Annotated in this window: 1 protein-coding gene; it reads left to right on the top strand. The window is 76.5% G+C overall.

All coding sequences use genetic code 11. The features are described 5' to 3' along the window. Positions 1-18: 18 nt before the first annotated feature. On the top strand, positions 19-10,410 hold the full coding sequence (locus tag OG199_RS00430; RefSeq protein ID WP_405827189.1) for a type I polyketide synthase: 10,392 nt from the start codon (positions 19-21) through the stop codon (positions 10,408-10,410). Positions 10,411-10,445 lie beyond the last annotated feature (35 nt).

The raw sequence follows: 10,445 nt of genomic DNA, 5'->3' as shown, positions 1-10,445 counted from the left end.
GTCAAGGAAGTGAGACACGTGGCTGACGACGGCAAGTACGTCGAGTACCTCAAGCGGGTGACGGCAGAGCTGCGGCAGACCCGCCGGCAGCTTCACGAGGTGGAGGAGAAGCAGCGCGAGCCCATCGCCATCGTGTCGATGAGCTGCCGCTTCCCCGGCGCGGTGGCCACCCCCGAGGACCTGTGGCGGCTCGTAGACGAGGACGGCGACGCCATCGGCCCGCTGCCCGCCGACCGCGGCTGGGACATCGAGGACCGCTTCGACCCCGACCCCGACAAGCCGGGCACCTTCTCCACCCGCGAGGGCGGCTTCCTCGGCGACGCCGCCGCGTTCGACGCCGGATTCTTCGGCATGAGCCCCCGCGAGGCCCTCGCCACCGACCCCCAGCAGCGGCTGCTCCTGCAGGCGTCCTGGGAACTCCTCGAACGGGCCGGGATCCCTCCCGCCACCCTCCGCTCCAGCGCCACCGGCGTCTTCATCGGCGCCGCCACCTCCGGCTACGGCCAGGGCCCCGTGGAGGTCCCCGAGGACGTCCACGGACTGATGCTCGCCGGCAACGCCACCTCCGTCGCCTCCGGCCGCATCTCCTACGTCCTGGGCCTGGAGGGCCCCACCGTCACCGTCGACACCGCCTGCTCCTCCTCCCTGGTCGCCCTCCACTGGGCGGTGCAGGCCCTGCGATCGGGGGAGTGCGACCTCGCCATGGCCGGCGGGGTCGCCGTCATGGCGACCCCCGGACTGCTCTTCGAGTTCAGCCGGCAGCGCGGCCTCGCCGCCGACGGCCGCTGCAAGGCGTTCTCCGACGACGCCGACGGCACCGGATGGTCCGAAGGCGTCGGCCTGCTCCTGGTGGAGCGCCTCTCCGACGCCCGCCGCAACGGCCACCCCGTCCTCGCCGTCGTCCGCGGCTCGGCCGTCAACTCCGACGGCGCCTCCAACGGCCTCACCGCGCCCAACGGGCCCGCCCAGCAGCGCGTCATCGAACAGGCCCTGGCCAACGCCGGCCTGAACGCCGCCGACATCGACGCCGTCGACGCCCACGGCACCGGCACCTCACTGGGCGACCCGATCGAGGCACAGGCCCTGCTGGCCACCTACGGCGGCGCCAAGGACGCCGAGCGTCCGCTGCTGCTCGGCTCCCTGAAGTCCAACCTCGGCCACACCCAGGCCGCCGCCGGCGTGGCCAGCATCATCAAGATGGTCATGGCGCTGCGCCACGGCCGCCTCCCGCGCACCCTGCACGTCAGCGAGCCCTCGACCCACGTCGACTGGGCGGCCGGCCACGTCCGCCTGCTCACCGAGCCCGCCGAGTGGCCCGACACCGGGGACCGGCCGCGCCGCGCCGCCGTGTCGTCGTTCGGCATCAGCGGCACCAACGCCCACACCATCCTGGAGGCCGCGCCCGCCGAACCCGAACCCCCGGCCGACCCCCTGGCCGAGGACCCCACCGCCGCGGAGCCCGCGTCCGGCACGGTCCCGGCAGCGCGGGCGGACGAGGACGCCGCGGCACACACCGCGCCCACCGGCACCCCGGCCGTGGTGCCGGTGGTGCCGTGGATCGTCTCCGCGCGCAGCGCCGCCGCCCTGCGCGGCCAGGCCGCCCGGCTCCTCGACCGCGTCACCACCGAGGACGACCTCGCGTCCCCCGGCATCGCGCACGCCCTCCTCACCACCCGCCAGCTCTTCGAACACCGCGCCGTCGTCCTCGCCGAGGACCACGCCGCCGCGCTGCGCGGCCTGGCCCGGCTCGCCGACGAGGACCCCGACGCGCCCGACGCGCCGCACCTCGTCACCGGCCGCGTCCTGCGCGGCGCCACCGCCTTCCTCTTCTCGGGACAGGGATCCCAGCGCATCGGCATGGGACGTGAGCTGTACGCGGCGTTCCCCGCGTTCGCCGCGGCCTTCGACGCGGTCTGCGCCCACCTCGACACCGCCCTGGGCCGGTCCCTGAAGAGCATCGTCCTCGACGGCAGCGAGGGCCCCGAGGCCCTGGACGGCACCGACCTCACCCAGCCCGCCCTGTTCGCCGTCGAAGTGGCCCTGTTCCGGCTGCTGGAGTCGTGGGGCGTCAAGCCCAAGTACCTCGTCGGACACTCCCTGGGCGAACTGTCCGCCGCCCACGCCGCGGGCGTCTGGTCGCTGGCCGACGCCTGCCGGCTGGTCGCGGCCCGCGGCCGCATCATGCAGGCGCTCCCGCCGGGCGGCGCCATGATCTCCGTAGAGGCGACCGAGGACGAGGTCACCCCGCTGCTCACCGCACACGGCGGCGCCGTGAGCATCGCCGCCGTCAACGGCCCCCGCTCCACCGTGATCTCCGGTGACGAGAACGCCGTCGAGGAGGTCGCCGCACACCTGGGCACCCGGCAACGCCGCACCCGGCGTCTGCGCGTCGGCCACGCCTTCCACAGCGCCCGCATGGACGCCGCCCTCGACGAGTTCCGCGCCGTCGCCGAGAGCGTCACCTACCACGCGCCGCGGATCACTGTCGTCTCCAACCTGACCGGCCGGCCGGCCTCCGCCGAGGAACTGCGCTCGCCCGACTACTGGGTGCGCCACCTGCGCCGGCCCGTGCGCTTCGCCGACGGCATCGACTGGCTCGCCGGACACGGCGTCAGCCGGTTCGTCGAACTCGGACCCGACGCCACCCTGACCGCGCTCGCCCGCACCTGCCTGCCCGACGACACCACCGAACGGGTCTGCTTCGCCTCCCTGCGCAAGGACCGGCCCGAGGCCCCCGCACTGCTGGCGGCCGTGGCCGGACTCTTCGCGCACGGCGCCGCCGTGGACTGGGAGCGCCTCCTGCCCCCGCGCGCCGCCGCCCGTATCGACCTGCCCACCTACGCCTTCCAGCGCGACGACTACTGGCTGCGCATGAGCGCCCGCGGCGCCGGCGACCTCTCCGGCGCGGGACTCGGCAGCGCCGGACACCCACTGCTGAGCGCCGTCGTCCGCGTCGCCGACGACGGCCGGGTCCTGCTCACCGGCCTGCTCTCGGTGCGCTCCCAGCCCTGGCTCGCCGACCACCAGGTCTCCGGCGCCGTCCTGCTGCCCGGCACCGCCTTCGCCGAGCTCGCCCTGCGCGCGGGCGACGAGGTCGGCTGCGACCTGCTGGAGGAACTGACCCTCGAGGCCCCGCTCGTCCTGGCGCAGAAGGACACCGCGCAGCTCCAGCTCGTCCTCGGCGCCCCCGACGACACCGGCCGCCGCCAACTGGCCGTGTACGCGCGCCCCGAGGCCGCCGCGGGCGACGACACCGACACCGGGTGGACCCGCCACGCCTCCGCGGTCCTGGCCACCCGGGCCGCCGGGAGCACCGAGGCGGCCTTCGACCTGACGGCCTGGCCGCCGCCCGGCGCCCGGCCCGTCCCCCTCGACGGCTTCTACGCCGCCCTCGCCGACACCGGCTACCAGTACGGCCCCGTCTTCCAGGGCCTCAAGGCCGCCTGGCGCGCGGACGGGGCGTGGTACGCCGAGGTCGCCCTGCCCGAGGACCAGCACAAGGAGGCGGCCCGTTACGGACTGCATCCCGCGCTGCTGGACGCCGCCCTGCACGCCCAGCTCACCGCCCCCGCGGGGGAGGGGGAGGGGAGTCCCGCCGGGGTCGGCCTGCCGTTCTCGTGGAGCGGGGTGCGCCTGCACGCGGCCGGAGCCACGCGCCTGCGGGTACGGATCGAACCGTCGGGCGCGAGCGGTGTCGCCCTGCGCATCGCCGACGCCGAGGGCCGCCCCGTCGCCACCGTCGACACCCTCGTCTCCCGGCCCGTCTCCGCCGACAGCCTGCGCGGTGCCGCGGCCCCGGCCGCCGTCGCCGGTGCCCTGCACCGGGTCACCTGGAGCCCCGTCGAGAGCGCCCCGGCCGCACCCCCGGCCGGCCGCTGGTACGTGGCGGCGGACGACGAAGGACCCGACACCGGCCTCGACGCCGCCTGGCCCCCCGTGGCCGGCCCCGACGACGTCCCCGAGGACGCCGAAGCGGTGCTGCTGCCCTGCCCCGCAGGCGACGACGCCGGCACCGTCGCCGCGCACGTCCTGCGGACCCTGCAGACCTGGCTCGCCGACGACCGCACCGCCGGTGCCCGCCTGGTCGTCCTCACCCGCGGGGCCGTCGCCGCCCGCGACGGCGAGGACGTGCCGGCCGTGGCCGCCGCCGCTGCCTGGGGCCTGGTCCGCTCCGCCCAGACGGAGAACCCGGGACGGCTCGTCCTGCTGGACACCGGCACCGGTGAGACGCCCGCCGCCGCCCTGGCCGCCGCCCTCGCCACCGGCGAACCCCAACTCGCCCTGCGCGACGGCCGGCTGCTCGCCCCCCGGCTCACCCGCGTGAACACCGCCCGCCCCACGATGGACCCTGCCCCCGGCCCCGAGGCTCCCTGGGACCCCGAAGGCACCGTCCTGATCACCGGCGGCACCGGCTTCCTGGGCGCCCTCGTCGCCCGCCACCTCGTCACCCGCCACGCCGTACGCGGCCTCGTCCTCGCCTCCCGGCGGGGCACCGACGCCCCGGGCGCGAGCCGTCTGGTGGCCGAACTCGCCGCCCTGGGCGCGGAGGTGAGCGTCGAGGCCTGCGACACCGCCGACCCCGCCGCGCTCGCCGCCCTCCTCGCCCGGATCCCCGCCGACCGGCCGCTGCGCGGCGTCGTGCACACCGCCGGCGTCCTCGACGACGGCGTCCTCGCCTCGCTCACCCCCGAGCGCCTCGACACCGTCCTGCGCGCCAAGGCGGCCTCCGCGCTCGCCCTGCACCACGCCACCCGGGACGCGGGCCTCACCGCGTTCGTCCTGTTCTCCTCCGCCGCCGGACTGCTCGGCGGCGCCGGACAGGCCAACTACGCGGCCGCCAACACCGTCCTCGACGCCCTCGCCCAGCACCGGCACGCCCAGGGCCTGCCCGCCACCTCCCTCGCCTGGACACTGTGGGCCGGCGACGACGGCATGACGGGCGGCCTCAGCGAGGACGACATCCGGCGCATCGCCGCCTCCGGCCTGCCCGCGATCACCGCCGAGCAGGGCCTCGCCCTCCTCGACGCCGCACTGACGACCGACGAGCCGCTGCTCGCCCCGCTGCGGCTGGACACCGCCGCGCTGCGCACCGCCGCCGGCGCGGACCGGCTGCCCGTGCTGCTGCGCGGCCTGGTCCGGGCCCCGGCCCGGCGCACCGTCGAGGCGGGCACCGGCGGCGCACCCCGGCTCAGCGCACGGCTGGCCGGCCTGGAACCGACCGAACAGGAACGGCTGCTCCTGGACCTGGTCCGCCGGCACGCGGCCACCGCCCTCGGCCACGACACGGCCGGCGCGGTCGGCGCCGACCAGTCCTTCCGCGACCTCGGCTTCGACTCCCTCACCTCCGTCGAACTGCGCAACCGCCTCAACACCGAGACCGGGCTGCGCCTGCCCCCCACGCTCGTCTTCGACCACCCCCGGCCCGCCGCGCTCGCCCGCCACCTGCGCGAGGAACTCGGCGGAACCACCGCACGGACGGAGACCGCCGCCGTGGCCGCCGCCGACGACGACCCCGTCGTCATCATCGGCATGGCCTGCCAGTACCCCGGCGGCGTCACCTCCCCCGAAGAGCTGTGGCGCTTCGTCGCCGAGGGCGGCGACGCCATCTCCGCGTTCCCCTCCGACCGCGGCTGGGACCTGGAACGCCTGCCCGGACTCCAGGCCGGATTCCTCTACGGAGCCACCCACTTCGACGCCTCCCTGTTCGGCATCTCGCCCCGCGAGGCGCTGGCCATGGACCCGCAGCAGCGACTGCTGCTGGAGTCCTCCTGGGAGGTCTTCGAGCGGGCCGGCATCGACCCGCTGTCCCTGCGCGGCAGCCGCACCGGCGTGTTCGTGGGCGCGATGGGCTCCGGCTACGCCTCCGGGCTCGCCGACATCCCCGAGGGCATGGAGGGCTACATCGGCCTCGGCGTCTCCGGCAGCGTCATCTCCGGCCGCGTCGCCTACACCTTCGGCCTCGAAGGCCCCACCATGACCATCGACACGGCCTGCTCCTCGGCGCTGGTCTCCCTGCACCTGGCCGCGCACGCGCTGCGCACCGGCGAGTGCGGCATGGCCCTGGCCGGCGGTGTCACCGTGATGGCCACCCCCGGCACCTACACCGAGTTCACCGCGCAGAACGGACTCGCCGCGGACGGCCGCTGCAAGGCGTTCGCCGCGTCCGCCGACGGCACCAGCTTCTCCGAAGGCGTCGGCGTCCTGCTCCTCGAACGGCTCTCGGACGCCCGGCGCCTGGGCCACCCCGTCCTGGCCGTGGTCCGCGGCTCGGCGACCAACCAGGACGGCGCCTCCAACGGCCTCACCGCCCCCAACGGACCCTCCCAGGAACGCGTCATCCGCCAGGCCCTCGCCTCCGCGGGCCTGACCTCCCGCGACGTGGACGCCGTCGAGGCGCACGGCACCGGCACCAGCCTCGGCGACCCCATCGAGGCCCGCGCCCTGTTCGCCACCTACGGCCAGGACCGGGAGGACGGCCGGCCCCTGCTGCTCGGCTCCGCCAAGTCCAACTTCGGCCACACCCAGGCCGCCGCCGGCGCCGCCGGAGTCATCAAGATGGTCATGGCCATGCGCCACGGCGAACTGCCCCGCACCCTCCACGTCGACGAGCCCTCCGCGCACATCGACTGGTCCAGCGGCGCCATCGAACTGCTCACCGAGCCCCGCACCTGGCCGGCCGACACCGCACGCCCCCGCCGGGCCGGCGTCTCCTCCTTCGGCATCAGCGGCAGCAACGCGCACGTCATCCTGGAGGAACCGCCCGCACCCCGGCCCGCCCCCGCCCGCCCCGAACCGGCCGCCCGGCCACGCGCGTTCACCGTCTCCGGGCACACCCCGGACGCCCTGCGCGCCCAGGCCGCCCGGCTGCGCACCCACCTCCTCGCCCACCCCGACACCGACCTGCGCGACCTCGCGCACTCCCTGTCCGCCGCCCGGCACACCCTCGACCACCGCGCCGTCGCCGTCGCCGTCGACCGCACGGAACTGCTCACCGCACTCGCCGCCGTCGCGCAGGGCACCGGCACCCCGGACGTCGCCACCGGCGTCGCCGGCACCGGCGCCGGGACCGCGTTCCTCTTCAGCGGCCAGGGCGCCCAGCGGCCCGGCATGGGCCAGGACCTGTACCGGGCCCACCCCGTGTACGCCGAGACGTTCGACACCGTCTGCGCCGAACTCGACCGCCACCTCGACGGACCGCCGCTGCGCTCGGTGGTCTTCTGCGAGGATGGCTCGCCCGAGGCCGACCTGCTCGGCCGGACCGCCTACACCCAGGCCGCGCTGTTCGCCGTCGGCACCGCCGCCCACGCCCTGGTCCACTCCTGGGGCGCCCGCCCCGACGCCCTCATGGGCCACTCCATCGGCGAACTGACGGCCGCGCACGCCGCGGGCGTCCTCACCCTCCCCGACGCCTGCGCCCTCGTGGCCGCCCGCGGCCGGCTGATGCAGGCACTGCCCGAGGGCGGCGCGATGACCGCCGTCGAGGCCACCGAGGAGGAGGTACGCGCACTCCTCGCCGAGAGCGACGGGAGCGACGGGAGCGACGGGAGCGACGGGAGCGGGGGCCGCGCCCACATCGCCGCCCTCAACGGCCCCGCGTCGGTCGTGCTCTCCGGGGACAGCGACGAAGTGGAGCGGATCGCCGCCGTCCTCGCCGGGCGCGGCCGGCGCACCAGGCGTCTGCGGGTCAGCCACGCCTTCCACTCCGCCCGCATGGACGCGATGCTCGACGAGTTCGAACAGGTCGCGGCACGCGTCACCTACGCGCCGCCCGCCCTGCCCGTCGTCTCCAACGTGACCGGACGCCTCGCCGAAGGCGACGACCTGCGCACGGCCGCCTACTGGAGGCGGCACGTGCGCGACGCGGTCCGCTTCTGCGACGGCGCCCGCGCCCTGGAAGTCCTCGGCGTCACCACGTACCTCGAACTGGGCCCCGACGCCACGCTGACGGCGATGGCCCTCGACAGCGTCACCGATCCCACGACGGCCGCCGCCGCACCGCTGATGCGGCGCGAGGGCGACGAACGCCGCTCCGCCCTGCTCGCCGCGGGCCTGCTGCACGCCCGCGGCGCCGAGCTGGACCCGGCCGCGCTGCACGACGACGACGCGCTGCGCGGTGCACTGCCCACCTACGCCTTCCAGCGCGAGCGCTACTGGCTCCAGTCCTCCGCGCAGCCCGCCGGGGCGGCCCCTGGGGCCGACTCCGCCGAGGAGGCGCGGTTCTGGGACTTCGTCGAGCAGGCCGGCCCGCAGGACCTCGCCGACCGCCTCGGCCTCGACACCGACGCGCCGCTCAGCGCGGTCCTGCCCGCGATCTCCTCCCTGCGCCGGGAGCGCAGGCAGACCTCCGAGGCGGAGGGCTGGGAGCACCGCGTCGTGTGGAAGCCGGCCGTCGAAGAGGCCGCCGCCCTCACCGGGACCTGGCTGCTGCCCGTCCCCGCCGCCGACGCGGACGGCCCCTGGGCCGCCTCGGTGGCCGCCGCCCTCGGCGCGCACGGCGCCCACGTGGTGCGCGTGCCCGTCGACTGCGCGTCGGCCGACCGTGTCACCCTGGCCGCCCAGGTGACCGCCGCCCTCGCGAAGGCGGACGGCGGCCGCCTCGGCGGCGTCCTGTCCCTGCTCGCCGCCGACACCCGGCCGCTGCCGGAGCACGCCTCCACCCCGAGCGGCCTCGCCGCCACCGCCGCACTCGTCCAGGCACTCTCCGACAGCCTCGACAGCCTCGACAGCCCGGACGGTCTGAACGGCCCTGACGCAGCGCCGGGTTCGGCGCCCGCGCCCCTGTGGTGCCTGACCGCCGGCGCCGTCGGCGTCCACGCCCAGGAGGCACCCACCGCACCCGAACAGGCCGCCGTCTGGGGCTTCGGCCGTACCGCGGCCCTGGAGTACCCGCAGAGCTGGGGCGGACTGGTCGACCTCCCCGGCACCACCGGCACCCCGATCGCCGAGGACATCGGCCGCCGGCTGAGCGCGGTCCTGGCCGGCCGCGACGGGGAGGACCAGGTCGCGGTACGCGGCTCCGGAACCTTCCTGCGCCGCCTGGAGCGGATACCGGCCGCCACCGCTCCCGCCACCGCTCCCGCCTGGCACGGCACCGTCCTGCTGACCGGCGCCACCGGCGCCCTCGGCGTGCACACCGCCGCCTGGCTCGCCGCACACGGCGCCGAACGGGTCCTCGCCGTCAGCCGCTCCGGCGCCGGCGCCGAGGGCGCGGCCCGGCTGAGGACGGCACTGGAGGGCACCGGCACCGCACTCGAGATCGCCGCCTGCGACGTCGCCGACCGCGACGCGCTCGCCGCCCTCCTGGCCCGGCACCCGGTGGACGCCGTGGTGCACACCGCGGGCGTCCTCGACGACCGGCTCATCGACACCCTCTCGCCCGAGAGCCTGGAGACCGTGCTGCGACCGAAACTGGCCGCGGCCCGCAACCTCCACGACCTCACCCGCGACCGCGACCTGTCCGCCTTCGTACTGTTCTCCTCCGTCTCCGGCACCCTCGGCACCCTCGGCCAGGCCAACTACGCCGCCGCCAACGCCTATCTGGACACCCTCGCGCAGCAGCGCCGCGCCGCGGGACTGCCCGCCACCTCCCTGGCCTGGGGGCCGTGGGCCGGCGGCGGCATGGCCGCGCAGAACACCGGGGCCGAGGAGCGCATGCGGCGCAGCGGTATGAACCCGCTGGACCCGCGGCGCGCCCCGGGCGCCCTCGGCCGGGCCGTGGCCCGCCCGGACGCGGCCGTGACCGTCGCCGACGTCGACTGGGCACGCTTCGCGCCCGGCTTCGCCTCGGCCCGCCGCAGCCCGCTCCTGTCCGACCTGCCGGAGGTCCGCGACCTGGCGGCCGCCCGCCCGGCGGCCCCGGGCGAGGACAACGCCGCCGAGACGCTGCGCTCCCGGCTGGCCGAGCAGTCCGCGGCCGAGCAGGAGCGCACGCTCCTGGCCCTGGTGCGCGGCCAGGCCGCCGGGGTCCTCGGCCACGCCTCCACCGACAAGGTCGGCGCCGCCCAGGCGTTCAACGCCCTCGGCTTCGACTCCCTGACCGCCGTCGAGCTGCGCAACCGGCTCGGCACCGCCACCGGCCTGGCGCTGCCCGCCACGCTGCTGTTCGACCAGCCCAACGCGGCGGCCCTCGCCGGATACCTGCGCGGCCGGCTCACCGAGGGCATCGACGGCGCGAGCCGGGCGCTCGCCGAACTCGACCGTCTGGAGTCCGCGTTGACGGACCTGGCGGACGACGACGCGCGGCGGGACCGGATCGGCGCCCGGCTGCGCTCCCTGCTGGCCCGCTGGGACGGCCCGGACCGCGGCGCCGTCCTCACGGCGACGGCGACGGACGACGTCAGCGACCGGATCAACTCCGCAGCGGCGGACGAGATCTTCGACTTCATCGAGAACGATCTTGGAATCTCCTGAGGCCGCCGCTGCGGCGACGGCGAACGGACACAGGA

The sequence above is a fragment of the Streptomyces sp. NBC_01176 genome (assembly GCF_045039825.1).
In the GTDB taxonomy this organism is placed as follows: Bacteria; Actinomycetota; Actinomycetes; order Streptomycetales; family Streptomycetaceae; genus Streptomyces.
This window is presented reverse-complemented; position numbering and strand designations above follow the sequence as displayed.